The 26,873-nt window shown below is 58.8% G+C and carries 28 protein-coding genes; 21 read left to right on the top strand and 7 right to left on the bottom strand.

Going from position 1 to position 26,873, the window contains the following annotated elements; genetic code table 11:
- Nucleotides 1–7 precede the first annotated feature (7 nt).
- The 15 genes from yjdN (at nucleotide 8) to phnP (ending at nucleotide 11,273) form a co-directional block, all read left to right on the top strand.
- Nucleotides 8–439, top strand: a complete 432-nt coding sequence (gene yjdN / locus ACOTXD_RS20420; protein ID WP_023315239.1) for a VOC family metalloprotein YjdN — start codon at nucleotides 8–10, stop codon at nucleotides 437–439.
- Between the two features lie 173 nt (nucleotides 440–612).
- Nucleotides 613–1,401 carry a phosphonate ABC transporter ATP-binding protein gene (phnC, locus tag ACOTXD_RS20415; protein ID WP_032608263.1) on the top strand — a complete coding sequence of 263 codons (789 nt, stop codon included), beginning with the start codon at nucleotides 613–615 and terminating at the stop codon, nucleotides 1,399–1,401.
- 22 nt (nucleotides 1,402–1,423) lie between these two features.
- Nucleotides 1,424–2,440, top strand: a complete 1,017-nt coding sequence (gene phnD, locus ACOTXD_RS20410; RefSeq protein WP_003860211.1) for a phosphonate ABC transporter substrate-binding protein — start codon at nucleotides 1,424–1,426, stop codon at nucleotides 2,438–2,440.
- Between the two features lie 53 nt (nucleotides 2,441–2,493).
- Complete coding sequence (phnE, locus tag ACOTXD_RS20405; protein ID WP_023302942.1) at nucleotides 2,494–3,273, top strand: phosphonate ABC transporter, permease protein PhnE; 780 nt, start codon at nucleotides 2,494–2,496, stop codon at nucleotides 3,271–3,273.
- A 20-nt stretch (nucleotides 3,274–3,293) separates the two neighbouring features.
- Nucleotides 3,294–4,019 (top strand): phosphonate metabolism transcriptional regulator PhnF, encoded by a 726-nt coding sequence (gene phnF / locus ACOTXD_RS20400; RefSeq protein ID WP_003860215.1) that lies wholly within the window; start codon nucleotides 3,294–3,296, stop codon nucleotides 4,017–4,019.
- On the top strand, nucleotides 4,020–4,472 hold the full coding sequence (gene phnG, locus ACOTXD_RS20395; protein WP_003860217.1) for a phosphonate C-P lyase system protein PhnG: 453 nt from the start codon (nucleotides 4,020–4,022) through the stop codon (nucleotides 4,470–4,472). It abuts the gene before it with no gap.
- Nucleotides 4,469–5,053, top strand: a complete 585-nt coding sequence (gene phnH, locus ACOTXD_RS20390) for a phosphonate C-P lyase system protein PhnH (RefSeq protein WP_003860219.1) — start codon at nucleotides 4,469–4,471, stop codon at nucleotides 5,051–5,053. Before phnG ends, phnH begins: the two co-directional genes overlap by 4 nt.
- A complete protein-coding gene (locus tag ACOTXD_RS20385; protein ID WP_045894777.1) occupies nucleotides 5,053–6,117 on the top strand; it encodes a carbon-phosphorus lyase complex subunit PhnI in 1,065 nt (354 codons plus the stop codon). The genes phnH and ACOTXD_RS20385 overlap by 1 nt, the downstream gene beginning before the upstream one ends.
- Nucleotides 6,110–6,955: an alpha-D-ribose 1-methylphosphonate 5-phosphate C-P-lyase PhnJ gene (phnJ, locus tag ACOTXD_RS20380; RefSeq protein ID WP_006810438.1), complete on the top strand. Its 846-nt coding sequence runs from the start codon at nucleotides 6,110–6,112 to the stop codon at nucleotides 6,953–6,955. The genes ACOTXD_RS20385 and phnJ overlap by 8 nt, the downstream gene beginning before the upstream one ends.
- Entirely contained in the window at nucleotides 6,952–7,707 is a 756-nt protein-coding gene (gene phnK / locus ACOTXD_RS20375) for a phosphonate C-P lyase system protein PhnK (RefSeq protein ID WP_003860225.1), read from the top strand. The genes phnJ and phnK overlap by 4 nt, the downstream gene beginning before the upstream one ends.
- A 9-nt stretch (nucleotides 7,708–7,716) precedes the next feature.
- A complete protein-coding gene (gene phnL, locus ACOTXD_RS20370) occupies nucleotides 7,717–8,397 on the top strand; it encodes a phosphonate C-P lyase system protein PhnL (protein WP_003860227.1) in 681 nt (226 codons plus the stop codon).
- Nucleotides 8,394–9,530 carry an alpha-D-ribose 1-methylphosphonate 5-triphosphate diphosphatase gene (gene phnM / locus ACOTXD_RS20365; RefSeq protein WP_058652444.1) on the top strand — a complete coding sequence of 379 codons (1,137 nt, stop codon included), beginning with the start codon at nucleotides 8,394–8,396 and terminating at the stop codon, nucleotides 9,528–9,530. Before phnL ends, phnM begins: the two co-directional genes overlap by 4 nt.
- A complete protein-coding gene (phnN, locus tag ACOTXD_RS20360; protein WP_086623593.1) occupies nucleotides 9,527–10,078 on the top strand; it encodes a ribose 1,5-bisphosphokinase in 552 nt (183 codons plus the stop codon). Before phnM ends, phnN begins: the two co-directional genes overlap by 4 nt.
- Nucleotides 10,071–10,505 carry an aminoalkylphosphonate N-acetyltransferase gene (phnO, locus tag ACOTXD_RS20355; protein ID WP_045331392.1) on the top strand — a complete coding sequence of 145 codons (435 nt, stop codon included), beginning with the start codon at nucleotides 10,071–10,073 and terminating at the stop codon, nucleotides 10,503–10,505. Before phnN ends, phnO begins: the two co-directional genes overlap by 8 nt.
- Nucleotides 10,506–10,514: 9 nt before the next feature.
- Nucleotides 10,515–11,273 carry a phosphonate metabolism protein PhnP gene (phnP, locus tag ACOTXD_RS20350; RefSeq protein ID WP_061856753.1) on the top strand — a complete coding sequence of 253 codons (759 nt, stop codon included), beginning with the start codon at nucleotides 10,515–10,517 and terminating at the stop codon, nucleotides 11,271–11,273.
- Nucleotides 11,274–11,325: 52 nt separating this feature from the next.
- On the opposite strand, the gene yjdP is transcribed toward phnP, so the two are convergent.
- The 6 genes from yjdP to ACOTXD_RS20320 form a co-directional block, all read right to left on the bottom strand.
- Entirely contained in the window at nucleotides 11,326–11,649 is a 324-nt protein-coding gene (gene yjdP / locus ACOTXD_RS20345; protein WP_061856754.1) for a DDRRRQL repeat protein YjdP, read from the bottom strand.
- 95 nt (nucleotides 11,650–11,744) lie between these two features.
- A complete protein-coding gene (locus tag ACOTXD_RS20340) occupies nucleotides 11,745–13,529 on the bottom strand; it encodes a DUF2235 domain-containing protein (protein ID WP_061856755.1) in 1,785 nt (594 codons plus the stop codon).
- A 3-nt stretch (nucleotides 13,530–13,532) separates the two neighbouring features.
- A complete protein-coding gene (locus ACOTXD_RS20335; RefSeq protein WP_061856756.1) occupies nucleotides 13,533–14,051 on the bottom strand; it encodes a DUF3304 domain-containing protein in 519 nt (172 codons plus the stop codon).
- Nucleotides 14,052–14,060: 9 nt separating this feature from the next.
- A complete protein-coding gene (locus tag ACOTXD_RS20330) occupies nucleotides 14,061–14,888 on the bottom strand; it encodes a DUF4123 domain-containing protein (RefSeq protein ID WP_061856757.1) in 828 nt (275 codons plus the stop codon).
- A gap of 3 nt (nucleotides 14,889–14,891) precedes the next feature.
- Complete coding sequence (locus ACOTXD_RS20325) at nucleotides 14,892–17,231, bottom strand: type VI secretion system Vgr family protein (RefSeq protein WP_080453545.1); 2,340 nt, start codon at nucleotides 17,229–17,231, stop codon at nucleotides 14,892–14,894.
- 104 nt (nucleotides 17,232–17,335) lie between these two features.
- A complete protein-coding gene (locus tag ACOTXD_RS20320; protein ID WP_061856758.1) occupies nucleotides 17,336–19,615 on the bottom strand; it encodes a hybrid sensor histidine kinase/response regulator in 2,280 nt (759 codons plus the stop codon).
- 182 nt (nucleotides 19,616–19,797) lie between these two features.
- Here ACOTXD_RS20320 and ACOTXD_RS20315 point away from each other — a divergent pair, with 182 nt between their 5' ends.
- The 6 genes from ACOTXD_RS20315 to ACOTXD_RS20290 are packed head-to-tail and all read left to right on the top strand — an operon-like array spanning nucleotide 19,798 to nucleotide 25,906.
- Nucleotides 19,798–21,312 (top strand): sugar ABC transporter ATP-binding protein, encoded by a 1,515-nt coding sequence (locus ACOTXD_RS20315; protein ID WP_003860238.1) that lies wholly within the window; start codon nucleotides 19,798–19,800, stop codon nucleotides 21,310–21,312.
- 2 nt (nucleotides 21,313–21,314) lie between these two features.
- Nucleotides 21,315–22,310, top strand: coding sequence for an ABC transporter permease subunit (locus ACOTXD_RS20310; RefSeq protein ID WP_003860239.1), 996 nt, complete (start codon nucleotides 21,315–21,317; stop codon nucleotides 22,308–22,310).
- A 28-nt stretch (nucleotides 22,311–22,338) separates the two neighbouring features.
- Nucleotides 22,339–23,280, top strand: coding sequence for an ABC transporter substrate-binding protein (locus ACOTXD_RS20305; protein ID WP_003860240.1), 942 nt, complete (start codon nucleotides 22,339–22,341; stop codon nucleotides 23,278–23,280).
- Nucleotides 23,281–23,329: 49 nt separating this feature from the next.
- Nucleotides 23,330–24,016: a D-lyxose/D-mannose family sugar isomerase gene (locus tag ACOTXD_RS20300; RefSeq protein ID WP_023315234.1), complete on the top strand. Its 687-nt coding sequence runs from the start codon at nucleotides 23,330–23,332 to the stop codon at nucleotides 24,014–24,016.
- 10 nt (nucleotides 24,017–24,026) lie between these two features.
- Entirely contained in the window at nucleotides 24,027–24,887 is an 861-nt protein-coding gene (locus ACOTXD_RS20295; RefSeq protein WP_003860242.1) for a ketose 1,6-bisphosphate aldolase, read from the top strand.
- Nucleotides 24,887–25,906, top strand: coding sequence for a carbohydrate kinase family protein (locus ACOTXD_RS20290; RefSeq protein ID WP_003860244.1), 1,020 nt, complete (start codon nucleotides 24,887–24,889; stop codon nucleotides 25,904–25,906). Before ACOTXD_RS20295 ends, ACOTXD_RS20290 begins: the two co-directional genes overlap by 1 nt.
- Here ACOTXD_RS20290 and ACOTXD_RS20285 read toward each other — a convergent pair.
- A complete protein-coding gene (locus tag ACOTXD_RS20285) occupies nucleotides 25,888–26,619 on the bottom strand; it encodes a response regulator (protein ID WP_003860246.1) in 732 nt (243 codons plus the stop codon). The two genes, ACOTXD_RS20290 and ACOTXD_RS20285, sit on opposite strands and share 19 nt — an antisense overlap.
- Between the last annotated feature and the right edge of the window lie 254 nt (nucleotides 26,620–26,873).

The following is a 26,873-nucleotide window of genomic DNA, read 5'->3' as shown; positions in this document are numbered from 1 at the left end:
AAAGATTATGCCGTTAAGTCCCTACATCTCTTTCGCCGGCAACTGTGCGGAGGCGGCCGCCTTCTATCAGCAGGCCGTCGGCGCAGAACTCCTCTACAAAATCACCTTCGGCGAAATGCCCAAAGACGAAAACAGCGAAGAAGGCTGTCCGTCAGGCATGAACTTCCCGGATACCGCCATCGCCCACTCTAATGTCCGCATTGCCGGAAGCGATATCATGATGAGCGATGGTCTGCCACCCGGTAGCAGCACGCAGTACGCCGGATTTACGCTGGTGCTCGACACGCAGGACGTGGATGAAGGCAAACGCTGGTTCGACAACCTCTCTGATGGCGGCAATGTCGAAATGGCCTGGCAGGAGACTTTCTGGGCGCACGGATTCGGGAAAGTCACCGATAAATACGGCGTGCCGTGGATGATTAACGTCGTTAAATCGTAGGCCGCATAAGCGCAGCGCATCCGGCAACAGCGCCCGGTGGCGCTGCGCTGGCCGGGCCTAGGGTGATTGTCATCAAACTCCCCTCAACTCTTCAAACTCCCGCAACCAACACTTAACCTGAATGTCATATTGATGCGCCAGCATGAGGCCACATTTATCGTGAGGCCGGGCACATGCAAACTGTCATTCGCGTCGAGAAACTGAGCAAAACCTTCCATCACAACAAGGCGCTGCATGCCGTTGATCTGACCGTCCAGCAGGGCGAAATGGTGGCGCTGTTGGGGCCGTCTGGTTCAGGTAAATCCACCCTTCTTCGTCACTTGAGCGGCCTGATTACCTGTGACAAAACGCCGGAAAGCCGCGTCGAACTGCTGGGGAACACCGTGCAACATGCGGGGCGTCTGGCGAGCGATATTCGCAAAAGCCGCGCTCAGACGGGCTATATCTTTCAGCAGTTCAACCTGGTGAACCGCCTGACCGTGCTCGAGAACGTGCTGATTGGCGCGCTCGGCAGCACCCCGTTCTGGCGCACCTGCCTGCGCTGGTTCTCCCTATCCCAGAAGCAAGAAGCCTTACAGGCGCTGACCCGCGTCGGCATGGCGCATTTCGCCCACCAGCGCGTCTCCACGCTCTCCGGCGGACAGCAGCAGCGCGTCGCCATTGCCCGCGCCCTGATGCAGAAAGCCAAAATTATCCTGGCCGATGAACCTATCGCCTCGCTGGATCCGGAGTCCGCCCGCATCGTGATGGAAACCCTGCGCGACATCAATCAGAACGACGGCATCACCGTGGTGGTGACGCTGCATCAGGTGGATTACGCCCTGCGCTACTGCGAGCGCATCGTCGCCCTGCGTCAGGGACATGTGTTCTTTGATGGCGCAAGCCACCAGTTTGATAACGAACGTTTTGACCATCTCTACCGCAGCGTAAACCGCGTCGAAGAGCGCGCGCAGGCTGCATAACGACCCATAACGAGGAATGGAAATGAGCTATAAAACGGTTGCCGCGCTGGCCTTCACCAGCATGTTCAGCATCAGCACCCTGTTAAGCCCGGCCCACGCAGAGGAGCAGGAAAAAGCACTGAACTTTGGCATCATTTCGACAGAATCACAGCAGAACCTGAAACCCCAGTGGGAACCGTTCCTGAAAGATATGGAAACCAAACTGGGGATCAAAGTGAACGCGTTCTTCGCCCCGGATTACGCGGGCATCATTCAGGGAATGCGCTTCAACAAAGTCGACATCGCCTGGTATGGCAACCTCTCTGCTATGGAAGCGGTAGATCGCGCGAACGGCCAGGTGTTCGCCCAGACCGTTGCGGCAGACGGCTCTCCGGGCTACTGGAGCGTGCTGATTGTTAACAAAGACAGCCCGATCAACAACCTCAACGACATGCTCGCCAAACGCAAAGAGCTGACCTTTGGTAACGGCGACCCGAACTCTACCTCCGGCTTCCTCGTCCCTGGCTACTACGTCTTCGCGAAAAACAACGTCTCCGCCAGCGACTTTAAGCGCACGGTTAACGCCAGCCACGAAACCAATGCCCTGGCCGTGGCGAATAAGCAGGTTGACGTTGCTACCAACAACACTGAAAACCTCGACAAGCTGAAGACCTCCGCGCCGGACAAGCTGAAGGAAATCAAGGTTATCTGGAAATCACCGCTGATTCCGGGCGACCCGATCGTGTGGCGCAAAAACCTCTCCGAGAACACCAAGGACAAGGTCTACGACTTCTTTATGAACTACGGCAAAACGCCGGAAGAGAAAGCGGTTCTGGCACGTCTGGGCTGGGCACCGTTCCGCGCGTCCAGCGATTTGCAACTGGTGCCGATTCGCCAGCTGGCGCTGTTCAAGCAGATGCAGGGCGTGAAGGACAACAAAGGCCTGAAGGACGAAGAGAAGACCAGCAAAGTGTCGGAAATTCAGGCGCAGCTGGACGATCTCGACCGCCTGACCGCCGCGCTCGGCGCCATGACCAGCGTGAATAAAGCGGTGCAGTAACGCCTTTCTCCCTCTCCCTCAAGGGAGAGGGGACTAAACCCAAAGGAGCCAACATGCAAACCATCACCCTCCCGCCGCCAAAACGCAGCTGGTTCTCGCTCATAAGCTGGGCTGTTCTGCTGGCGGTGCTCGTTATCTCCTGGAAGGGCGCGGAGATGGATCCGCTGCTGCTCTTCAGGGACTCAGGCAACATGGCGACCTTCGCCGCCGACTTCTTCCCACCGGACTTCAGCCAGTGGCAGGACTACCTCGGTGAAATGGCGATCACCCTGCAAATTGCCGTCTGGGGCACCGCCCTCGCCGTGATCCTCTCCATTCCGTTTGGCCTGATGAGCGCCGAAAACATCGTGCCATGGTGGGTTTACCAGCCGATGCGCCGCCTGATGGACGCCTGTCGCGCCATCAACGAAATGGTCTTTGCGATGCTATTCGTGGTCGCCGTCGGCCTGGGTCCGTTCGCGGGCGTGATGGCGCTGTTCATCCACACCACCGGCGTGCTCTCCAAGCTGCTCTCCGAAGCGGTTGAAGCCATCGAGCCCGGCCCGGTGGAAGGCATCCGGGCAACCGGAGCGAACAAAATCGAAGAGATCCTGTACGGCGTCCTGCCGCAGGTGATGCCGTTGCTCATCTCCTATTCCCTGTACCGCTTCGAGTCCAACGTTCGCTCCGCCACCGTGGTCGGCATGGTGGGCGCAGGCGGCATTGGCGTCACCCTGTGGGAAGCGATTCGTGGTTTCCAGTTCCAGCAAACCTGCGCCCTGATGGTGCTCATCATCGTCACCGTCAGCCTGCTGGATTTCCTCTCTCAACGTTTGCGTAAGCACTTCATCTGAGAAGCGAGGCTTTGATTGGTATGCACTTATCCAGACATCCGACCAGTTACCCCACCCGCTGGCAAGAGATTGCGGCAAAGCTCGAAGTGGAGCTGCGCACGCACTATCGCTGCGGAGACTACCTGCCTGCCGAGCAGCAGCTTGCCGACCGCTACGAAGTGAATCGTCACACCCTGCGTCGTGCCATCGATCAACTGGTGGAGCGCGGCTGGGTCCAGCGTCGTCAGGGCGTCGGCGTGCTGGTGCTGATGCGTCCGTTTGACTACCCGCTTAATGCCCAGGCGCGTTTTAGCCAGAACCTTCTCGATCAGGGCAGCCACCCCACCAGCGAAAAGCTGCTGTCTGTCCTGCGCCCGGCCTCCCGCCACGTGGCGGACGCGCTGGGGATTCAGGAGGGCGACAACGTCGTTCACCTGCGCACGTTGCGCCGGGTGAACGGCGTGGCGGTCTGTCAGATCGACCACTACTTCGCGGACCTCACCCTCTGGCCCGTTCTGCAACATTTCGCCAGCGGTTCCCTGCATGATTTTCTTCAGGACGCGACGGGTATCGTGCTCAAACGCACCCAGACGCGCATCAGCGCCCGCCGCGCGCAGGCGAAAGAGAGCAAGGTGCTGGAGATCCCCAACATGGCCCCGCTGCTCTGCGTGCGCACCCTCAACCACCGTGACGGCGACGTCAACGCAACGGAATACTCCGTCAGCCTGACCCGCGCCGACATGATTGAATTTACCATGGAGCACTGAATGCACTTCGACACCTCCACTCGTCAGCGCTGGATGCGCGTGCTGGCCCACAGCCAGCCTGCTGCGCTGGCTGCCCGCATGAACGCGCTCGGCCTGACGCCGGATTACGACACGATCCGCGCGCCGGAGATCGGCCTGGTGCAGATCCAGGCACGCATGGGCGGCACCGGCGAGCGCTTCTTCGCCGGCGATGCCACCCTCACCCGCGCGGTGATCCGCCTGAAAAGCGGCACGCTGGGCTACGGCTACGTACTTGGCCGCGACAAAACGCACGCCGAGCGCTGCGCAGCGATCGACGCGCTTTTACAGGAACAGCCGCATTTTCAGACGTTAATGGAAACCCTTATTGCCCCGCTGGAAGCTGACCGCGCCGCACGCCTTGCCGCGCGTCAGGCCGAAGTAAATACCAGCCGGGTCGACTTCTTTACGCTCGTTCGCGGAGACAACGCATGACGCTTCAACCTGCTTTTACCCTGGCCGTCCAGGATGCCCAACAGAGTTTCCGTCGACTGCTGAAAGCCATGAGCGAGCCGGGCGTCATTGTCTCGCTGCACCAGCTCTCCCAGGGCTGGCTGCCGCTGAACCTCGCCTCTACCAGCGTGCTGCTGACGCTGGCGGACAACGACACCCCGGTATGGCTATCAGGGGCATTGCTGAACGATATCGCCAGCCAGAACCTGCGCTTTCACACCAACGCGCCGCTGGTCGAGCAGCCCCAGCAGGCGGTCTTCGCCGTGGCCGACGAGCAAATCAGCCATGAACAACTTAATGCCCTGAGCGAAGGCAGCGCCGTCGCACCGGAAACCAGCGCTACGCTGATTTTGCAGGTCTCCAGCCTGAGCGGTGGCCGCATGCTACGCCTGACGGGGGCAGGGATCGCCGACGAGCGGATGGTCGCCCCCCAGCTGCCGGAGTGCATCATTCATGAGCTGACCGAGCGCCCGCATCCGTTCCCGCTCGGTATCGACCTGATCCTGACCTGCGGCGAGCGCCTGCTGGCGATCCCGAGAACCACTCACGTGGAGGTGTGCTGATGTACGTTGCCGTCAAAGGGGGCGAGAAGGCGATTGCCGCCGCCCATGCCTTGCAGGAGCACAGACGCCGGGGGGATGACGCCTTACCCGAGCTGAGCGTCGCCCAGATTGAACAGCAGTTAAACCTGGCCGTCGACCGCGTGATGACCGAAGGCGGCATCGCAGACCGCGAGCTGGCGGCGCTGGCGCTGAAACAGGCCAGCGGCGATAACGTGGAAGCCATTTTCCTGCTGCGCGCTTACCGCACTACGCTTGCGAAGCTGGTGGTAAGCGAGCCGGTGAAAACGGCGGAAATGCGTTTAGAGCGCCGTATTTCTGCGGTGTACAAAGATATTCCTGGCGGCCAGCTGCTTGGTCCGACCTACGACTACACCCATCGCCTGCTGGACTTCACTCTACTGGCGAACGGTGAAACACCGCAGCTCAGCGTCTCTGACGCTGAACAAGACGCCTCCCCGCACGTCTTTAGCCTGCTGGCAAACCAGGGGCTGGCGAAGGCGGAAGAAGACACCGGCAGCACACCGGATGACATCACTCGCACGCCGCCGGTCTATCCCTGTTCGCGCTCGTCCCGCCTGCAACAGCTGATGCGCGGCGATGAAGGGTATCTGCTGGCGCTGGCCTACTCCACGCAGCGCGGCTACGGGCGCAACCACCCGTTCGCGGCAGAGATCCGCAGCGGTTATCTCGATGTCGAAATTGTGCCGGAAGAGCTGGGTTTTGCGGTGAACATCGGCGAACTGCTGATGACCGAGTGCGAAATGGTCAACGGTTTTGTCGCGCCAGAGAATGAAGATCCGCATTTTACCCGCGGCTACGGGCTGGTGTATGGCCTGAGCGAGCGCAAGGCGATGGCGATGGCGCTGGTTGACCGTGCGCTCCAAGCGCCGGACTACGGCGAGCATATTGCAGGCCCGGCACAGGACGAAGAGTTCGTGCTGGCCCACGCGGATAACGTTGAGGCCGCCGGCTTTGTCTCGCACCTCAAGCTGCCGCACTACGTCGATTTCCAGGCCGAACTGGAACTGCTGAAACGCCTGCAACGGGAGCGCGCCAATGGCTAACTTAAGCGGCTACAACTTTGCCTATCTGGACGAGCAAACTAAACGCATGATCCGCCGCGCCATCCTTAAGGCTGTGGCGATCCCCGGCTACCAGGTGCCGTTCGGCGGCCGCGAAATGCCGATGCCCTACGGCTGGGGCACCGGCGGTATTCAGATCACCGCCAGCGTGATCGGCGAAGCGGACGTGCTGAAGGTCATCGACCAGGGGGCAGACGACACCACCAACGCCGTGTCGATCCGCAACTTCTTTAAGCGCGTAACGGGCGTCAACACCACTGAAAAAACCGAAGACGCGACGCTGATCCAGACCCGTCACCGCATTCCGGAGACCCCGCTGACTGAAGATCAGATTTTGATTTTCCAGGTGCCGATCCCGGAGCCACTGCGTTTTATCGAGCCGCGGGAAACCGAAACCCGCACCATGCACGCCCTGGAAGAGTACGGGATCATGCAGGTCAAACTGTATGAGGACATCGCCCGCTTCGGCCATATCGCCACCACCTACGCCTATCCGGTGAAGGTGAACGGCCGCTACGTGATGGACCCGTCGCCGATCCCGAAATTCGATAACCCGAAGATGGACATGATGCCCGCCCTGCAACTTTTTGGTGCCGGACGGGAAAAACGCATCTACGCCGTACCGCCGTACACCCGTGTGGAGAGCCTGGATTTTGACGATCACCCGTTTACGGTGCAGGAGTGGGACGAGCCGTGCGCCATCTGCGGCTCGAAGCATAGCTATCTGGATGAAGTGGTGCTGGACGACACGGGCAAACGGATGTTTGTCTGCTCCGACACCGATTACTGCCGCCAACAGAGCGAGGCGAACAGCCAATGAAACCGCTGCTTTCGGTTAATAACCTGACTCACCTTTATGCGCCGGGCAAAGGCTTTAGCGACGTGTCGTTTGAGCTGTGGCCGGGCGAAGTGCTGGGCATTGTCGGCGAGTCCGGCTCCGGTAAAACCACCCTGCTGAAGTCCATCTCCGCGCGCCTGACGCCGCAGAATGGCGACATTTTGTATGAGGGCGTGTCGCTGTATGGCATGAGCGAAGCCGAGCGCCGCCGCCTGCTGCGCACCGAGTGGGGCGTGGTGCACCAGCACCCGATGGATGGCCTGCGCCGCCAGGTCTCGGCGGGGGGCAACATCGGCGAACGGCTGATGGCCACCGGCGCGCGCCACTACGGCAACATCCGCGCCACGGCGCAGCACTGGCTGGAAGAGGTTGAAATTCCCGCCTCGCGCATCGACGACCTGCCGACCACCTTCTCCGGCGGCATGCAGCAGCGTTTACAGATTGCCCGCAATCTCGTCACCCATCCGAAGCTGGTGTTTATGGATGAACCGACCGGTGGGCTGGACGTCTCCGTGCAGGCGCGCCTGCTGGATCTGCTGCGCGGCCTGGTGGTGGAGCTGAACCTGGCGGTAGTGATTGTCACCCACGATTTAGGCGTTGCGCGCCTGCTGGCGGACCGCTTGCTGGTGATGAAGCAGGGTCAGGTGGTGGAAAGTGGGCTGACCGACCGCGTGCTCGACGATCCCCATCATCCGTACACCCAACTGCTGGTGTCCTCGGTATTACAGAATTAAGAGGCCAACATGATCCACGTTGAAAATGTCAGTAAAACCTTTGTGCTCCACCAGCAAAACGGTGTCCGCCTGCCGGTACTGCAAAATGCCTCATTAGAGGTCAGCAACGGCGAATGCGTGGTGCTGCATGGCCATTCCGGCAGCGGAAAATCCACCCTGCTGCGCTCCCTGTACGCCAATTATCTGCCGGACGAAGGCCATATCCATATCCGCCATAACAATGAATGGGTTGATCTGGTCCAGGCTCCCGCGCGCAAAGTGCTGGAAGTACGCCGCTCGACGATCGGCTGGGTCAGCCAGTTCCTGCGGGTGATCCCGCGGATCTCCGCCCTGGACGTGGTCATGCAGCCTCTGCTGGATCTCGGCGTGCCGCGCGAAACCTGCGCCGCTAAAGCCGCCAGCCTGCTGACGCGTCTCAACGTACCGGAGCGTCTGTGGCACCTCGCCCCGTCGACCTTTTCCGGCGGCGAGCAGCAGCGCGTCAACATCGCCCGTGGCTTTATCGTCGATTACCCGATTTTACTCCTGGATGAACCCACCGCCTCGCTCGACAGTAAAAACAGCGCAGCGGTGATAGAACTGATCGAACAGGCCAAAGCGCGCGGCGCGGCGATCGTCGGGATCTTCCACGACGACGCCGTACGCCATCGCGTGGCGGACAGACTGCACCCGATGGGGACAAACGTATGATTATCAATAATGTCAGGCTGGTGCTGGAAAATGAGGTCGTGAACGGCTCGGTTGAGGTGCGGGACGGTGTCATCCGCGCCTTTGCCGAAACCCAGAGCCGCTCACCGGACGCGATGGACGGCGAAGGCGGCTGGCTGCTACCGGGGCTGATTGAGCTGCATACCGATAATCTCGATAAATTCTTCACCCCGCGCCCGAAGGTGGACTGGCCTGCGCATTCAGCGATGAGCAGCCACGACGCGCTGATGGTCGCCAGCGGCATCACCACGGTGCTGGACGCGGTGGCGATCGGCGACGTGCGCGACGGCGGCGATCGCCTGGAGAACCTGGAGAAGATGATCAACGCCGTGGAGGAGACGCAAAAGCGCGGCCTCAACCGCGCCGAGCACCGCCTGCACCTGCGCTGCGAGCTGCCGCACCACACCACCCTGCCGCTGTTTGAGAAGCTGGTGGGCCGCGAGCCGGTCTCGCTGGTTTCCCTGATGGATCACTCGCCGGGACAGCGCCAGTTCGCCAACATTGAAAAGTATCGCGAATACTATCAGGGCAAATATTCGCTCAACGACGCGGAGATGGCGCGCTACGAAGAAGAGCAGCTGGCGCTGGCGGCCCAGTGGTCGCAGCCGAATCGCCTCTCCATTGCCGCTATGTGCCGGGACCGTAATATTGCCCTGGCCAGCCATGATGACGCCACGCACGATCACGTGCGCGAATCCCACCAGCTTGGGAGCGTGATCGCCGAATTTCCCACCACGTTCGAGGCGGCAGAAGCATCACGTAAGCATGGCATGAACGTCCTGATGGGCGCGCCGAACATCGTACGCGGCGGGTCGCACTCCGGCAACGTGGCGGCAAGCAAGCTCGCCTCGCTCGGCCTGCTGGATATCCTCTCCTCTGACTATTACCCCGCCAGCCTGCTGGACGCGGCGTTCCGGGTGGCGGACGACGAGGGCAACAGCTTCACGCTGCCACAGGCGATTCGCCTGGTGACAAAAAACCCGGCCAGCGCGCTCAACCTTCACGATCGCGGTGAGATTGCCGAAGGCAAACGGGCAGACCTGGTGCTGGCGCACCGCAAGGGCGAGCACGTTCATATCGACCACGTCTGGCGTCAGGGAAAAAGGGTGTTCTGATGGGAAGACTCATCTGGTTAATGGGCCCGTCCGGCTCCGGGAAGGACAGCCTGCTGTCGGCGTTACGGCAGCGGGAACATTCACAGCTGCTGGTAGCGCACCGCTACATTACCCGCGCGGCAAACGCCGGGAGTGAAAACCATATCGCCCTGAGCGAGCAGGAGTTTTTTACCCGCGCCGGGCAAAACCTGCTGGCGCTGAGCTGGCATGCCAACGGTTACTACTATGGCGTCGGCATCGAGATCGACCTCTGGCTGCACGCGGGCTTTGACGTGCTGGTCAACGGCTCGCGGGCGCATCTCCCGCAGGCTCACGCCCGGTACGAAGCGGCGCTGCTCCCGGTCTGTTTGCAGGTTTCCCCGGACGTTCTGCGTAGCCGGCTGCAAAAGCGGGGGCGCGAAAACGCGCGCGAGATCGACCAGCGGCTGGAACGGGCGGCGCGTTACACCCCGTCGGGTTGCCATCTCCTCAATAACGACGGAAGTTTGCTACAGTCAGTCGAGACCTTTCTATCGCTTATTCGCCAGAAGGAGAAACAGCATGCCTGACTGCCAGCTTCGCCCCGCCACCGCCGACGATGCGCCGATCGTTTACGCGCTGATCTGCGAACTTAAGCAGGCCGAGTTCGATCATCAGGCGTTTCACGCCGGGTATCTGGCCAACTTGCGGGATCACAATATGCGCTACCAGCTGGCCGAGCTGGACGGGCAGATCATCGGGATGATCGGCCTGCACATGCAGTTTCACCTGCACCACGCCCGCTGGATCGGCGAGATCCAGGAACTGGTGGTGATGCCGCAGGCGCGCGGATTAAAAGTGGGCAGCCAGCTGCTGGCCTGGGCAGAGGACGTCGCACGGCAGGCAGGCGCCGAGCTGACCGAGCTTTCCACCAGCGTGAAGCGCGTGGACGCGCACCGTTTTTATGTTCGTGAAGGGTATACGCAAAGCCATTTCCGCTTCACCAAACCGCTGTAGAGGTGCGTTATGAGTCTGACGATCACGCTGACAGGAACCGGAGGGGCGCAGCTGGTGCCGGTGTTTGGCTGCGACTGCGCGGCGTGCCGACGGGCGCGTTTACAGGAAAATTATCGCCGTCGCCCCTGTAGCGCGGCGGTGAAATTCAACGATGCGGTCACCTTGCTGGACGCGGGTATTCCACACCTGATGGACGACTGGCCTGCGGGCAGCTTCCAGCAGTTTTTGCTTACCCATTATCATATGGATCACGTTCAGGGGCTTTTCCCTCTGCGCTGGGGCGTAGGCGCCACCATTCCCGTCTACGGTCCGCCAGACGAGGCAGGCTGTGACGATCTGTTCAAACATCCGGGCATCCTGGATTTCAGCCACACGGTGGAGCCATTTGTGACGTTTGAACTTCAGGGCTTGCGGGTCACGCCGCTGCCGCTCAACCATTCAAAACTCACGTTTGGCTATCTGCTGGAGTCCGCCCACAGCCGCGTGGCGTGGCTTTCTGATACCGCCGGACTGCCGGATAAAACGGTGACGTTTCTGCTAAACAATCAGCCGCAGGCGATGATTATCGACTGTAGCTATGAACCGCGCCCGGAGACGCCGCGCAACCATTGTGATTTGAATACGGTGATTGCGCTGAACGAGGTGATTGGCTGTCCGCAGGTGATCCTGACGCATATCAGCCATCAGTTTGACGTGTGGATGATGGATAACCCGCTGCCGTCCGGCATTGAAGCGGGGTATGACGGGATGGTGATGGTGCTGGATTAGGTTTTCTCCCTCTCCCGTGGGAGAGGGTTGGGGTGAGGGCAACAGGCCGCACTTAGCCGCGATCGTAATCGTCTTCCAACCTGCGCTCGTCCTCTTCTAACCGACGCCTGTCGTCGTCCAACTGACGCTGACGCTCGTCTAAACGGCGGCGTCTGTCTTCGAGCTGCCGACGACGATCGTCGTACTGTCGGCTGTCGATTTGACGGCTGCGGTCGTAACGATCGTCGTCATCGTCATTACGGCTGCTGCCGGGGTTATAGGCGTCGTTGATCGCCTGCTGAATATTGCCAATGGCATCATCAATCACATCGGCATGCGCCAGTTGGCTGGTTAAAGTCAGCAGACCCCATAGCAGGGCGGTAGAGTAACGTTTCATAAGGCCAGACTCGCAGGTGAACTGGCCTTAAGGTAATGACTGGCTACTGGCCGGTGTAGCGGAGGAATCTCAAATTCTGTTGTTAACAGTACTTATCAGGCCTCAGGCATCTCCATTGAGCGGATCACAAAAAAGTCCTGCGAAATACCTGCGCCTTTGTCTACCGTTTGCAGGTCGTGTACAAACCATGCGTACATTTCTGACGGTGCCGTATCTATGGGAAACGGCTGGGGTTTACCGAGGTTCGCCGCATGGAAATAGTCCAGAAATCGCTTCGCACGCCACAGCGCGGATCCATACACGTTCGGAACGATATCCCGGCGTCTGTCCATAGGGTTCTGTTCCATACTGTTTCGCATTCTTATAGCCGCATTCTTTACGTAATCAAGCCATCCCCAGTTTTGCTGTAGTACAGCAAGTTCATTCGCGTACTGCCCGGCGGTCTCCTTCGCTTCCTGCGTAATGCCTGCAAACCCTGCCGATGCGCCAGCTGAGGCCAGCGTATCACCGCGCTGCTTTTCGTATTTCAGGCATTCCGTGCGGTACTGATAGTACTGACGACCCAGCCAGTCGATATAGCTGTCCAGATGCCGGTTCTGGCAAGCGGTATTTAATGAGGTAAAGGGCAGCGCGCTCTGGTACGCCTTCGCCCATTGCAGGACGGACTGGTTTTTAACGTTGTCCTGGACGATGAAATAGCTGGCTACGGTTTCGGAGTAAGATTTCAAACTTTGAAAATCAGGGAAAGGCACACCCGCCATGGTCGCCTCGCGGTACATCCTGTGCAGCGCCACGCGGCAGAGTTCCGCACTGGGTTTCTGTTCGTCCGGTTTCAGACCTCCGCCAACATCCTCCGCGCAGCCGGGACTGAGTTCTTCCTTGTGCGCCGGGTTATTGCCGGTACGGTACAGGCAGCGCCAGACGCGGGTTTCATGGGCGGCAACGAGATGCAGGCTTTTCTTTACCGCCTTAGGCAGTGGGGTGTCCTGGTCGATGGACTTATCCCCCAGCAATACGCTGATGCCTTTTATCGGCCCGCCAAACGCAGAGATAAAGTAATCCACACCGTTGTTGTTGCTGGCCGATGTGCGTCGCGAGCAGTCAAACAGGCCTGTGAAGACGATATCAACGGGTATGCCCTGATAGTTGTATTTATCCCCCTCTTTCTTACAGATGTCTTTTAGCAGACTGTCGAGAAATTTACGTGCCAAGGTAGCACCGAGATCGAAGCCGAACAGTGAAACAGAGATAAGCTTGATGGGAACCGGGCTTTTTTTAACGGCTTCTTTGTATCCTTCTTCAAACGATATTTTTGTCGATGCAATACGGGTATCAGCACCCGTTACCAGCATATCGGCTATCACAGGGTTATCACGGAGCCAGGAAGTTGCTTCGATGACACTTTTTTTGGCAGCCTTTTTTGCCGTATCGGAGGCCAGTTTTTTCCATTCCGTAGGGTTAAGAAGTTTCTTTCCCTGGTTTTTTAAAACCTCGTACCAGTTGTTGCCCTTTATGGAATCCATGCCCGCGTCTTTGGCCATTTCACCGGGCTGTCCTTTTAACTCATCCTTTATGCTGCCCAGGCCACTGTCCATGATGGTGTGAAGCTTTTCAACGACAGTTTCATTAAAAGGAGTGCCCAGTCCTGAAATGTAGAATTTAGAGTAGTACTCTTTATTTGATTTTTGTGCATCATCTGGAAATGCTCGAAACAAACGAGCAATGTTGCTGAGACGATGCTCCGGCGCATCCTGTTCGATATTTCGATGAATTCCATCAAAAAAGAACCCCACATGCCATACCCGTGAACAGTTCCCTAAACCAGCATCTTCCGCCTGCTGAGCCCGGTTTGCTGCCGCAATAAGGCTTTCAATATCCATATCTTATTTTCCTTTTTTTAATTCTGCGGTTTGGTCTTTGATATCGTGAGAATCAGGATGATTAAATCCGGTACTCCACCATAACCGAACATTATCTTCAGGCAGAAAATAGACATGAAGATAGTTTTCACCCCACTGGCGACCAGGCATAGGCATTACCGTGCGGCGTGTTTCTAATCTCATACCTTTAAGGTATTGCTCGTGAGTTATATCTAGTGTCCAGATCACCTCGGCCTTATCCCCGCTGATGCTGCCGCAGCAGGTGGCACCGCCCCCGCCATGAGCAAATGCATTCGAACCTGCCACCCCGTTTACGCTAAACCCCAGAACAGGTCTGTCGAGCTCACTGTGAATAATCAGCGTCACCGGCCCCGATGGAGGTCCCCAGACAGCCGCCCATACCGACCAGCCAAGATAAATCACCACCGGCAGTAACAATGCCCCCCAGATCCCTTTTCCCCAGCGGGCATAACCCCGGTTAACCGCACCGTCTATTTTCTTATACGTCCTGAAGAATCCCATTCTGTATTTTCATCCCTGAGATTGCGCATGTTTGAATAACACATATTCCAGCGATACTTTTCCCTGAACCACTTTTTCGAGTGCAGCCTGAATATCATCTGACTCCAGGTTCTTTTTTCCGCCATTAAGATGATAAAGAGCATAAAGTTTTTGCTCTGTACCCGCTTTCATTTTCGCCTCTCTGGCCTTATTCAGTGCTTTTATAACCATGTCACGTTGAGCACAGGCGGGAAAATGCTGGCTGGATGGCATTTTCTGCCACGCGGCTAACACTACGGTGACAACAGGTTTATCCGTGATGTGTTGCCATTCTTCATGATTTAGCCGTATGGCACTGTCTCTGGCATTGATTACTGTTGAAGCGGGAATGTGCATCTGCTGCCATTCGTTTTCACCAGGTGCCCACCACTGAGAAATCTCCCTGAATAATAGGCTATGCCACTCACGTTCTTTCAGGCCCGCCAGCAGACGAATGACATCATGCATATAAAAACGCACTAAAGTCGCTGCTCCTTCCGGAGAAATCATTGTGCAGGCCGCAGAAAGCTGAACGGCTAACGCCCCTGCGGATTGTGAAGAGGCGATAACAGCAGTTAACCCCGGCGTTGAGGTAATACGGGCCGTTAACTCCTCTTTATCCCTTATTGCAAACAACCAGGGACCATAATCTCTGGCTTCGGTAAGTTGTGGATGAAGATACAACGAATACATAACTGCTGCGTTTTCGTTATAAAAAGCCTGAAAAGATTCTGTTGTTTGCGCCCCACCTTCCAGTAACAGAAATAAATGTGCGTTTTTCGATTCCGGTAACGCCTGGATCATATTTGTGGCATTCATTTTCTACGCTCCCTGGACAATAGCGTCATTGGCTTTGATGGCATTGAGGAGGCACTCGATGCAAATTGTTCCGTTAAGCGGTAGATACTGACCGGGAAGCAATGGAATAGGTAATGGCATGGTGGCCGGGGCCGCCGCCATTGTTCTCTTTGTTCTCCGCAGGTACGTCGCTGTCGTACCGTACTCAATCTTCCCGGCCTCAAGCCGCAGGTAGCTCCCGCCGCCAATCAGCGTGATGCGCTTTTTCCCGGCAAACGAGATGTCACTTGCTGAGCTCAGCGTCAGCTTTCTCTCCGCAAACAACCGCATGTTCGCATTTTGCGCCTGGACATCGATTGGCCCTTCGCCGGATTTCAGGCTCAGTTGACCGGTGCGGGCAAAGAGCCCCAGTTTCTCCCCGGTAAGCAGGGTCGCATTGCCCATTGCTCCGGCGCTGATATCGCCCCCGGCGTTAATGGCAACGTTTTTTGTGGCTGCCATTTGCAGGTGCTCACCGCTGGTCAGCGCCATCCCTGCCGGGGCCGAGAACAGCACGGCTTCATTGAGCGGTTTCAGCCGCTGCTCAAACATCTGTATCTGGCTGTCGATATCCGCCTTCAGCGCCTGCGCCTGCTCTGCCGCCATCTCCAGCTGCTGAAGCTGTTTCAGGCAGACGTCGATCTCCCTGAGTGCCGTGCTCATCTCCAGCACCCCGCCTGCGGCCTTCTGCTGCCCGTCCGCGGTGACAAACAGCCCCTTTGCGACGCGAATAACGCCGTGCTCATCGGTCCGGAGTTCAAAGCCTTTGCCCCGGGGCTGCTCCTGCGCGTCCACCAGATGCCCGCTGTTCAGCTGCGTTTTGCCGTACTCCGTGGCGAGCTTGATGTGCTCCTCCCCGCGCTTATCCTCCATCCGCAGCTTGTTGTTGGCGGGCGTGCGCAGCACGTTGCGGGTGTGGTTGTCGCGGGAGACAGGGTCCGGATGTTCAGAATCGTGCAGGGCATATGCGATATACGGCAGGTCAATATCACCGTTGCTGTATGCTATCGCCACTTCGGTCCCGTCGGTGAGCGGCGTGTGCCAGCCCAGCGTGTCACCGGCATACGGTTTCGCCATCCGCAGCCACAGGTAGCTGTAACCGGCTTCCGTCCCCTCCCGGTCGAAGTCGAGCTTCACCCGATAGCGGCCCTGCTCGTCAAGGTGAGCGTAAATATCATTTTTCTCCCGGCTCTCGACCCGGGCCGGAAGCGTGCCGTGGATTTCCGGACGCGGGATGTCCGCAGGGCGGAAACAGTACCGTTCGGTGTAAGGCATGCCCCACACCGACACGTGCAGGCGGGAATCACGGGCCCCCCGGAAGGTCACAAGCGTGAGGACAACACCCTCTTTCAGGGCATCAATGACATCGCCCTGCGGCTCCAGCACCTGCCCGGGCGTGAGGTGGGCAGCATTGCTGAACAGGTGAATGCGGGCTGATTTGATGAGTTCCCGCTCGTGGTGGATGCGGGCATAAAAGGCCCCGGATTCGGTTTCCGGCTCCGGGCTGGTGTCATCACCCGCCTCACGGTAAGGCGCGGCGTAGCGGTAATGCTCCCCGGTGGTGACCCCATCATGACGCACGCTGACCGTCGCATCCATCGGCGTGGTGGCTGTCCGGTAGTTGTAATCCCGCGTGGCGACGGTGCCGGTGACACCCCTGTGCCAGGTCCGCACATCCCAGACCGATTCCGCCGCGCCGTCAAACAGACCCGAGGGCTTGCGGTACGGCAGCCGCACGTCAAACCGGTAGTTAAGCTGGCTGTCGGCAAATATGTACGTATCCAGACCGCGCACGTCGTCCATCTCCGTACGCCAGTAAATGCCCACCTCGGACAGAATACGCCGGATAAACTCAAGGTCCGTTTCCCGCCACTGGGTGATAATTTCACGCGGCGGGTAGGTGCGCGCCAGCCTGAATTCAAAATCAGGTCCCTCCAGTCCGTGCTTGCGCAGCACCTGCTCCACCACTTCCGGAACGGACTGGTTCTGAAACACGGCGCACTGCCGGGTGTATCCCAGGAGCGCCAGACGGGAACTGAGCGTGAGCCGGTAGTGAGACTGGTCTTTTGATGTGGACAGCCATTCCAGGCGGGTGACGATGCCGTGGACATTTTTGCCGCTTCGCATCCGGAAGGTGGCATATTTCATCAGCACCTGTTCCGGAGGAATGCTCGCCTGTGGGGTGGTGAACTCGATGTCCCACCGGAACGGCTCGCTCAGGGCTTCCCTGCCACGAAAACGCAAAACATCCGGCTTCACTGGACTGTCAAAAATATCCAGAAAGTAACGGGTCTGTCCGTCAAAAAGCGCCAGCCAGTTATCCATAACAAAAACCTGATAATAAATAGGGTTAAATCAGGATGGTTACATGCCGAGACGGGACTGTAAATGACTGAAACAGGAGTTAAATTCTGAAAATGAAGGACAAATCAAATTACCATCACCTTCCGCAGCGCCTGCGCCAGCTGTGCGCGGGTGAACGGTTTTCGCAGTAACTGAACGTCCGGCAGCTGTGGGTTATGCGCCGGGCGCAAATCCTGCCCGCTGATCAGCAGCACCGGCAACTGCGGATAGTGGCTGCGTACATGGCCGATCACCTCCGCACCGCTCAGGCCGCCCGGCAGCATCAGGTCGCTGATAAACATGTCGATATCCGGTGATGCGTCCAGCATGTTCAGCGCCTGCTCGCCGTTTTCGGCTTCGAGCGTCAGGTAGCCAAGCTGGTGCAGTTGCTCACACAGGGTCTGCCGCACGCCCGCCTCATCTTCCAGGACCAGCACAAGCAGCTCACTTTCTGCCGGGGCCGTGGTCGCCAGCGCGGCATCATTGGAGAACGCGGGCAGCGTCGAGCGCGGCAGCTGGAGCCGCACGGTGGTTCCCTGCCCCGGCGCGCTTTCGATCTCAACGCGCCCCCCGGACTGACGCACAAAGCCGTACACCATCGACAGCCCTAATCCGCTGCCGCTGCCGGTCTGTTTGGTGGTGAAGAACGGTTCAAAGACCTGCGATTTCACCTCCTGCGACATCCCACAGCCGTGGTCAATCACCTCCAGCGCGACCATATCCTGCCTGCGCCCGTCGCTGCGGGTCACACGCTGGTTCCAGGTGCGGATTTTAATCACACCGTTTTGCCCCTCCATTGCATCACGGGCGTTCATCACCAGGTTGATAATGGCATTTTCCAGCTGGCTGACGTCAATCCATGCGGGCCAGGCCGGGGTTTGCGCTTCAATATCCAGCGTCAGCGTGGCGGGAAGGGAGTGCCGCATCAGCTCGCTCAGGTTCTCCAGCAGCGGCTTCATCTCTACCGCATGGGGTTGCAGGGATTGCTTGCGCGAGAAGGCCAGCAGACGCTGGGTGAGCATGGCCCCGCGTTCCGCGGCTTTGAGCGCACGAGTGATGCGCGGCGCGTCCGGTGACGCTGAATCGGTCAGCTCCAGACTGCCGATAATCACCGCCAGCAGGTTATTAAAATCATGCGCCAGACCGCCCGTCAGTTGCCCGACCGCCTTCATTTTCTGGCTGTGCAGCAGCGCCTCCTCCAGCCCCTGACGTTCGATGCGGTCGACCTCCATCTGCGAGGTCTTCTCCTTAAGCAGCCGCGTGGTGTGCTCCAGCGAAGCGGTATTGCGTGCAAAAACGTTAAACGCGCGCGCCAGTTCCCCCAGCTCATCACGCCGCTGTAGTGCGGGCACCGACACATTCTGCTCTCCGTGAGCGAGACGCGACATTGCCCTTGAGATAGCCGTCAGGTTGGAGCCCAGATTGCGATAAATATACCAGCAGGCGCAGCCGGTGATGATCAGCGCCAGCACCGCGAAAACGCTGATAAACACGCTGATGGAGCGCAGCTCCTGGTGACTTTGGGCGGTACGCAGCCGGGAGGCCTGCGCCACCTGTTCAACGTACTGATTGATGTCGCGGTTTAATATCGCTACCAGCGCCTTGATGTGGAACATGTACCAGCTGATGGACAGATCGCTCTCTTCCAGCTGCTTCGACAGTGGCGCGAGCTTGCGCAGCTCATCATTAAAATCCGGGAGCACCAGGTTGACCACCGGTTGCAGGGCGCTCGCGGGTAACATCGCGGTTACTGCATCCAGCTGCTGCACCGTGGCGCGCGGTGAAGGGGTATCAATGGCGGCAACGATCAGCCTGTCCATCTCTGCAAGCTGCCGGGCGTCTGGCACATTGCTCGCGTAACGACGGTTGATATCCTGCAAATGACGCAGGTAGCTTTGGCTTTGATACAGCGCGCTGAGCAGCGCGTTACGCTCCAGATGCCGTTTTTGCCCGCGCTCCAGCATTCCCGTCACGCTCTGCTGTAACTCATTGCTCCTGCGAATAATACGCGTCACCAGCGCCGGCTCCTGCTGCGCCAGCGGCGCATCGGCAAGCTGCTCCAGCGAGTGGCGCAGCGCCATTTGCGTCTGTTTAAGCCGCTCAGCTTCGCCTTTGTACTCCAGCGCACCGACCACCTGCGACAGCCGCACCGCCGCCGTTGCCACATTGGCCGTGTCGCGCGCGAGGTTCATGCTGCCGGTCATGTCATCCAGCGTTTGCTGCTGCACCTGCTCCTGGATCTGGCTGGCATGACGAAAGCCGAGCACCGCCACGCCGCTGACCATCAGCGTTACCGCCACCACCAGCAGGTTAAATATCAGCAGGCGACCGCGGGCGCTGGTGAAGAACGGGGGGCGTGATGGCATGGGTTTGGGCTCCTCTGCGGTTTGGTGCCCTCACCCTGGCCCTCTTCCCACAGGGAGAGGGAAAAGGAAAATGTGATGGCGATTAGCTATTCATAACTATGACAAATATGAACAGCTTCTGACATTTTGCATTTACGCGCCTGTGATGAAGTGCAGATATCGACATTCACAGGAGATCCGCCATGAGCAGAACCCCGGTTTTAGAGATGCGCCACATTGCCAAAACCTTTGGCAATTTCCACGCGCTCAAGGGCGTGGATTTGACGGTTTTCCCCGGTGAGATCCACGCGCTGATGGGGGAAAACGGCGCCGGAAAGAGCACGCTGATGAAGATCCTCGCAGGCGCCTATACCGCCAGCAGCGGCGACATCCTCATCGACGGTCAGCCGTTTCACATCAAAGGGCCGAAGGATGCGCTGGCCGCAGGCATTACCCTGATTTATCAGGAGATGCAGCTTGCTCCTAACCTGACCGTGGCGGAAAACATTTTTCTCGGTAGCGAGCTGTCGCGCGGCGGGCTGGTCCAGCGCAAAGAGATGGCTGCCCAGGCCCAGGCGGTCATTGACCGTCTGGGCGCGCAGTTCAGCGCCACCGACCTGGTCATGAAACTGACCATCGCCGAGCAACAGCAGGTGGAGATCGCCCGCGCGCTGCACCGCAACAGCCGCATTCTGGTGATGGACGAACCTACCGCCGCCCTCTCCTCACGCGAAACCCACCGTCTGTTCGAACTGATTTTGCGCCTGCGCGATGAAGGGATGGCGATTATCTACATCAGCCACCGCATGGCGGAAGTGTATGAACTCTCTGACCGCGTCAGCGTGCTACGCGACGGGCAATACGTCGGCAGCCTGACGCGCGACAAGCTCAACGCCTCCGAGCTGGTGCGCATGATGGTGGGTCGTCCGTTAAGCGACCTGTTCAACAAAGAGCGCGATATTCCGCTCGGCAGCCCGCGTCTGAACGTGCATCATCTCACGGATGGCAAAAAAGTGCAGCCGTGCAGTTTGCAGGTTCGCTCCGGTGAAATCGTCGGGCTGGCAGGGCTGGTCGGCGCCGGGCGTTCTGAGCTGGCGCAGCTGATCTTCGGCGTGCGCAAAGCCACCGGCGGCATGATTGAGGTGGACGGCGAACCGGTGGTGATCCACTCCCCGCGCGCGGCCATTGAGAACGGCATCGGTTTTCTCACCGAGAACCGCAAGGAGCAGGGGCTATTTCTGGAGCTGGCGGCGCAGGAGAACATCACCATGGCGACGCTGGAGCGCGACGCCACCTTCGGCTGGCTGAACCGCAAAAAAGCGCAGTCGATTTCCGATGACGCCATCGCCCTGCTCAATATCCGCGTGCCGCATTCTCAGGTGCGCGCAGGCGGGCTCTCCGGCGGCAACCAGCAAAAACTGCTGATCTCCCGCTGGGTGGCGATAGGCCCGCGCATTCTGATTCTGGACGAACCCACGCGCGGCGTGGACGTCGGGGCAAAAAGCGAGATCTACCGCATCATGAACCAGATGGCGCGCAAAGGGGTGGCGATCCTGATGATCTCCAGCGAGCTGCCGGAAGTAGTAGGAATGAGCGACCGGGTGTACGTGATGCGGGAAGGCAGCATTGCGGGTGAACTGCACGGGCGCGACATCTCTCAGGAAAACATCATGACGCTGGCAACCGGCGTGAACGACACACATCATCAGGCGGTGTAATTATGACAACTCCAACCCATCCGCAGCAGGTGGCGAAATCCGCCTCTGCCAAAAAAATGCTGATGAGCGATCTGATGCAAACGATCGGCATTTTGCCGATTTTAATCCTGATTGTGGCTGTATTTGGCTTTATCGCTCCGAACTTTTTCACAGAAAGTAACCTGCTCAATATTACCCGGCAGGCGTCGATCAACATTGTTCTGGCGGCCGGGATGACCTTCATCATCCTGACCGGCGGGATTGACCTCTCCGTGGGCTCGATTCTGGGCACCACGGCGGTGGCGGCGATGGTGGTCTCGCTTATCCCTGAATTTGCGATGCTCTCCATTCCGGCGGCGCTAATGCTCGGTATGGTACTGGGGCTGTTCAACGGCGCGCTGGTGGCCTTCGCCGGACTTCCGCCATTTATCGTCACGCTCGGCACCTACACGGCGCTGCGCGGCGCGGCCTACCTGCTGGCGGACGGCACGACGGTCATTAACTCCAACATCAACTTCGAGTGGATCGGCAATAACTACCTCGGCCCGATCCCCTGGCTGGTTGTGATCGCCCTGGCGGTGATTGTGGTGTGCTGGTTTATTCTGCGTCGCACAACCCTCGGCGTTCACATCTATGCGGTCGGCGGCAATATGCAGGCGGCGCGCTTAACGGGCATTAAGGTCTGGCTGGTGCTGCTGTTTGTCTACGGCATGAGCGGCCTGCTCTCCGGTCTCGGCGGCGTCATGAGCGCTTCACGTCTCTACAGCGCCAATGGCAACCTCGGCACGGGGTATGAGCTGGATGCAATTGCGGCGGTGATCCTCGGCGGCACCAGCTTCGTCGGCGGGATCGGCACGATCACCGGCACGCTGGTCGGTGCCTTGATCATCGCCACCCTCAACAACGGCATGACGCTGATGGGCGTCTCCTACTTCTGGCAGCTGGTGATCAAAGGGGCGGTGATCATCATTGCGGTGCTGATCGACAAATACCGTACCCGACACCATCAAAGTGCATAACAACAATACCCTACGTGAGGAATACAGCATGAGATTGAAGCCCTTAGTGACCGCGCTCTGTGCTGGCGCGCTGCTGGCCGCAACCCCGTTTGCGCAGGCAAAAGATCTGAAATCCATCGGCGTGACGGTGGGCGACCTGGCTAACCCGTTCTTCGTGCAGATCACCAAAGGTGCCGAGCTGGAAGCGCGCAAGCTGGCGGGGGACAACGTCAAGGTGACGCTGGTCTCCAGCGGGTACGATCTGGGCCAGCAGGTGTCGCAGATTGATAACTTCATTGCGGCGAAAGTGGACATGATCATCCTCAACGCCGCGGATTCCAAAGGGATCGGCCCGGCGGTAAAACGCGCCAAAGAGGCGGGGATCGTGGTCGTGGCGGTTGACGTGGCGGCGGAAGGAGCCGATGCGACCATCACCTCCGATAACACCCAGGCGGGTGAGATGGCCTGTAAGTACATTACCGACCGCCTGAAAGGTAAAGGCAACGTGGTGATCATCAACGGGCCGCCGGTTTCTGCGGTACAAAACCGCGTGGAGGGCTGCCAGACCGAGTTCAGGCGCCACCCGGATATCAAAGTGCTCTCGGATAACCAGAACGCCAAAGGCAGCCGTGAAGGCGGGCTGGAGGTCATGACCTCCCTGCTGGCGGCTAATCCGAAGATAGACGGCGTATTCGCGATTAACGATCCTACCGCGATCGGCGCCGATCTGGCCGCGAAGCAGGCGCAGCGCAACGAGTTCTTTATCGTTGGTGTGGATGGCAGCCCGGACGGTGAAGAAGCCCTGAAGCGCGAAAACTCCCTGTTTGTGGCGACGCCAGCGCAGGATCCGCAGGTGATGGCGGCGAAGGCGGTGGAGATCGGCTATGACATTCTTCAGGGCAAACCTGCGCCGAAAGAGCCTGTGCTGATCCCGGTGACGATGATCGATAAAAAGAACGTCGGCACGTATAAGGGGTGGACGGTTAAATGATCCTTTTCCCTCTCCCACCGGGAGAGGGAACTGTTTTCAAGGAGTCCCCATGAAACGCTCCGACATCAATGAAATCCTCGGCCATACGCGGCAGTTCTTCTCCATGCACGACGTGCATCTCCCGCCTTTTGCCAGCTTTCCGCCGACAAAATGGCAGCAGCTTGACCAGGCCGCATGGCAGGAGGTGTTTGACCTCAGGCTCGGCTGGGACGTGACGGCATTTGGTGGCAACAACTTCGCTGCACAGGGGTTAACGCTGTTCACCCTGCGCAACGGCTCCCCCAACGGCGTGCCCTATGAAAAGTGCTATGCCGAAAAAATCATGCACGTCCGCGACGGCCAGGTGACGCCGATGCATTTTCACTGGCGCAAGCGGGAGGACATCATTAACCGCGGCGGCGGGAATCTGATTATTGAGTTATGGAATGCGGGCGCGCATGAAGAGACCGAAAACACCGACGTGACCGTTACCGTCGACGGCTGTCGGCAGACGCACACGCCCGGCAGCCAGCTGCGCCTCACACCAGGGGAGAGCATCTGCCTGACGCCCGGCCTGTACCACAGTTTCTGGGGTGAACGCGGCTTTGGCGACGTGCTGGTGGGCGAAGTGTCGTCGGTCAATGACGATGAACACGACAACCACTTTTTACAGCCCATTGACCGCTACAACACCATTGAAGAAGACGAACCGGCGGTGCTGGTGCTGTGCAACGAGTACAACCTGTTTCGGATATAAGGAGTGAATGATGCCATTGATTTCTCTTGCCGATGGTCTGGCCCACGCCAGGGAACACCGCTACGCCCTGGGCGCGTTCAACGTGCTCGACTCCCACTTCCTGCGCGCGCTGTTTGCCGCCGCGAAACAGGAACGCTCGCCGTTCATCATCAACATCGCCGAAGTGCATTTTAAGTACGTGTCTCTGGAGTCGCTTGTCGAAGCAGTGAAGTTCGAAGCCGCCCGTCACGATATTCCCGTGGTGCTTAACCTCGACCACGGGCTGCATTTTGAGGCCGTCGTGCGCGCCCTGCGCTTAGGGTTCAGCTCGGTGATGTTCGACGGCTCGACGCTGAGCTATGAGGAAAATATCCGCCAGACGCGGGAAGTGGTGAAGATGTGCCATGCGGTGGGCGTCTCGGTAGAGGCGGAGCTGGGCGCGGTCGGGGGTGATGAAGGGGGTGCGCTTTACGGGCATGCGGATGAAGCCTTCTTCACCGATCCGCAGCTGGCGCGCGAGTTTGTCGATTTAACCGGTATCGACGCGCTGGCGGTCGCCATTGGCAACGCGCACGGCAAATACAAGGGCGAGCCGAAGCTTGATTTCCCGCGTCTGGACGCCATTCGACAGCAGACGGGCCTGCCGCTGGTTTTACACGGCGGCTCTGGCATAAGCGATACTGATTTCCGCCGCGCCATCGAGCTGGGCATTCATAAAATCAACTTTTATACCGGCATGTCGCAGGCCGCGCTCGCCGCCGTTGAGCAGCGCATGGCAAACCGCCAGCCGCTGTACGATGAATTTGCAGAGCTGCTGCTGGGCATTGAAGAGGCCATTACCGATACGGTTGCGGAACAGATGCGCATCTTCGGCAGCGCGGGGCAGGCATAATGGAACGCAAAGGGATTATCGCCGCAGGCAACATGCTGGTGGATCACGTCCACCAGATCGTACAGTGGCCGGAGCGCGGCTGGCTGGCGGAAATCACCCACAGTGAGCGCTCAACCGGCGGTGCGCCGCTCAACGTTCTGCTGACGCTGGCGAAAATGCACGTCGGCCTGCCGTTACAGGCGGTGGGGCTGATTGGGGAAGACAGCGACGGAGACTATATTCTGGCGATGCTCGACCAGTATCACGTCAATCGCCAGCGCGTGCAGCGTACAACGTTCGCCCCAACGTCGATGTCGCAGGTGATGACCGACCCCAGCGGACAGCGCACTTTTTTCCACTCGCCGGGCGCCAACCGCCTGTTGGATCTTCCCGCCTTCGATCGTTTAGACGGATCGCTGAAGATCTTCCATCTCGGCTACCTGCTGCTGCTCGACAGCCTGGACATGCCGGACGAGGAATTTGGCACCCGCAGCGCGCGGTTACTGGCACAGATGCGCGATCAGGGGTATGAAACCTCGCTCGATCTGGTGTCCCGCAAGGGCGATCCGCGCTATCAGCCGCTGGTGCTCCCTGCCCTGCGCCATCTTGATTATCTGGTGATTAACGAGCTGGAAGCCGGTGAGTTTAGCGGGCTTGAGATCCGTGACGGCCATGATGCGCTGAACATGGCCCATATCGCCGACGCTGCCACACAACTGCTGGCGGCAGGCGTGCGACAGCGGGTGGTGATCCACTGTCCGGAAGGGGCATGGGGTGAAGCGCCGGGTGAAAAAGGGCAATGGGTTCCGTCGTGGAAGCTGACGCAGGACGAGATTATCGGCAGCGTCGGCGCGGGCGACGCGTTTTGCGCGGGCTTTTTATACGGCTGCCATGAATCCCTGCCGCTGACGGAGAGTATTTATCTGGCGCACGCCTGCGCGCGGGCCAGCCTGCTGGCGGCTAATGCAATTGACGGCGCGAAAACGCTGGCCGAGCTTCAGGCGTTTATTCAGGAGAACGGTCAGGCGGCTTTCTCATGATGGGAAACGTCCGTGGCAAAAACATAGCCCAGACCGCGAATGGTTTTGATCAGCAGAGGCTGGTGCGGATTGACCTCAATTTTTCGCCGTAGCCGCATGATCAACACGTCGATAGTGCGGTCAAAGACCTCGGCGCTTTCGCTGTGGGTCAGCTTCAGCAGCTGTTCACGACTCAGTACCCGGCGGGCGTTTTGCGTTAATGCCAGCAGCAGGCCATATTCGCCTTGTGTTAACGGCACGGTATTACGCTGCGGATCGCTCAGCTCGCAGCGGGTGGTGTCCAGCGTCCAGCCGTTAAAGGCAATACCTTCAACGCGCGGCGCGGCAGGCTCCGCGTCCAGCGCGCCGGTACGCCGCAGCACCGCCTTAACGCGGGCGACCACCACGCGCGGATTGAACGGTTTTCCGATGTAATCATCAGCGCCCATTTCCAGCCCGACGACCACATCTGATTCACTTCCCAGCCCCGTCAGCATTACCACCGGTAGCGATGGTCGCTGCTTTTGCAGTTGCAGTAAAACCTGTAATCCGTTGATATCCGGCAGCATCATGTCCAGCAGAACCAGCGCAATGCCGGAGTCCTGCTGGACACGGTTCACCGCGTCCTGCCCAGAGTGACACGTCAGTACGGTAAAGACGTGCTCGCTGAGCACATCCTGTAGCAGTTCGCAGACTGCGACATCATCGTCAACCACCAGAATCGCCGGTTTCATCGCATGCTTCCGTCAGGGAATTATGTTAAGTCTGAACCATTCTGCCGCCGGCTCCAGCCGAATTGTTTTTTACGTGACGGAAATTCAATCCATGTCACATCCCCTGCCCTTTCGACACGTCAATTTTGACGATTGGCTGTTTTTCGTCAGGGTTTTGCCACGCAAAGGGTCGTAAAGTCAGGAAATACCCATAATAAAAACATGGCATAGAAGCTGCATATTGGGCAGGTAAGAACTGTTTAACTGGAGCAAAG

Source organism: Enterobacter cloacae complex sp. CDL013, assembly GCF_049238805.1.
Lineage (GTDB): Bacteria > Pseudomonadota > Gammaproteobacteria > Enterobacterales > Enterobacteriaceae > Enterobacter > Enterobacter hormaechei_C.
Note: the sequence above shows the minus strand (reverse complement) of the source record. Positions and strands in the feature narration are given on the sequence as shown.

Bases quoted from the DNA above. Each gene is read 5' to 3' on its own strand.
- yjdN (WP_023315239.1), top strand. From the start codon at position 8: ATGCCGTTAAGTCCCTACATCTCTTTCGCCGGCAACTGTGCGGAGGCG.
- phnC (WP_032608263.1), top strand. From the start codon at position 613: ATGCAAACTGTCATTCGCGTCGAGAAACTGAGCAAAACCTTCCATCAC.
- phnD (WP_003860211.1), top strand. From the start codon at position 1,424: ATGAGCTATAAAACGGTTGCCGCGCTGGCCTTCACCAGCATGTTCAGC.
- phnE (WP_023302942.1), top strand. From the start codon at position 2,494: ATGCAAACCATCACCCTCCCGCCGCCAAAACGCAGCTGGTTCTCGCTC.
- phnF (WP_003860215.1), top strand. From the start codon at position 3,294: ATGCACTTATCCAGACATCCGACCAGTTACCCCACCCGCTGGCAAGAG.
- phnG (WP_003860217.1), top strand. From the start codon at position 4,020: ATGCACTTCGACACCTCCACTCGTCAGCGCTGGATGCGCGTGCTGGCC.
- phnH (WP_003860219.1), top strand. From the start codon at position 4,469: ATGACGCTTCAACCTGCTTTTACCCTGGCCGTCCAGGATGCCCAACAG.
- ACOTXD_RS20385 (WP_045894777.1), top strand. From the start codon at position 5,053: ATGTACGTTGCCGTCAAAGGGGGCGAGAAGGCGATTGCCGCCGCCCAT.
- phnJ (WP_006810438.1), top strand. From the start codon at position 6,110: ATGGCTAACTTAAGCGGCTACAACTTTGCCTATCTGGACGAGCAAACT.
- phnK (WP_003860225.1), top strand. From the start codon at position 6,952: ATGAAACCGCTGCTTTCGGTTAATAACCTGACTCACCTTTATGCGCCG.
- phnL (WP_003860227.1), top strand. From the start codon at position 7,717: ATGATCCACGTTGAAAATGTCAGTAAAACCTTTGTGCTCCACCAGCAA.
- phnM (WP_058652444.1), top strand. From the start codon at position 8,394: ATGATTATCAATAATGTCAGGCTGGTGCTGGAAAATGAGGTCGTGAAC.
- phnO (WP_045331392.1), top strand. From the start codon at position 10,071: ATGCCTGACTGCCAGCTTCGCCCCGCCACCGCCGACGATGCGCCGATC.
- phnP (WP_061856753.1), top strand. From the start codon at position 10,515: ATGAGTCTGACGATCACGCTGACAGGAACCGGAGGGGCGCAGCTGGTG.
- yjdP (WP_061856754.1), bottom strand. From the start codon at position 11,649: ATGAAACGTTACTCTACCGCCCTGCTATGGGGTCTGCTGACTTTAACC.
- ACOTXD_RS20340 (WP_061856755.1), bottom strand. From the start codon at position 13,529: ATGGATATTGAAAGCCTTATTGCGGCAGCAAACCGGGCTCAGCAGGCG.
- ACOTXD_RS20335 (WP_061856756.1), bottom strand. From the start codon at position 14,051: ATGGGATTCTTCAGGACGTATAAGAAAATAGACGGTGCGGTTAACCGG.
- ACOTXD_RS20330 (WP_061856757.1), bottom strand. From the start codon at position 14,888: ATGAATGCCACAAATATGATCCAGGCGTTACCGGAATCGAAAAACGCA.
- ACOTXD_RS20325 (WP_080453545.1), bottom strand. From the start codon at position 17,231: ATGGATAACTGGCTGGCGCTTTTTGACGGACAGACCCGTTACTTTCTG.
- ACOTXD_RS20320 (WP_061856758.1), bottom strand. From the start codon at position 19,615: ATGCCATCACGCCCCCCGTTCTTCACCAGCGCCCGCGGTCGCCTGCTG.
- ACOTXD_RS20315 (WP_003860238.1), top strand. From the start codon at position 19,798: ATGAGCAGAACCCCGGTTTTAGAGATGCGCCACATTGCCAAAACCTTT.
- ACOTXD_RS20310 (WP_003860239.1), top strand. From the start codon at position 21,315: ATGACAACTCCAACCCATCCGCAGCAGGTGGCGAAATCCGCCTCTGCC.
- ACOTXD_RS20305 (WP_003860240.1), top strand. From the start codon at position 22,339: ATGAGATTGAAGCCCTTAGTGACCGCGCTCTGTGCTGGCGCGCTGCTG.
- ACOTXD_RS20300 (WP_023315234.1), top strand. From the start codon at position 23,330: ATGAAACGCTCCGACATCAATGAAATCCTCGGCCATACGCGGCAGTTC.
- ACOTXD_RS20295 (WP_003860242.1), top strand. From the start codon at position 24,027: ATGCCATTGATTTCTCTTGCCGATGGTCTGGCCCACGCCAGGGAACAC.
- ACOTXD_RS20290 (WP_003860244.1), top strand. From the start codon at position 24,887: ATGGAACGCAAAGGGATTATCGCCGCAGGCAACATGCTGGTGGATCAC.
- ACOTXD_RS20285 (WP_003860246.1), bottom strand. From the start codon at position 26,619: ATGAAACCGGCGATTCTGGTGGTTGACGATGATGTCGCAGTCTGCGAA.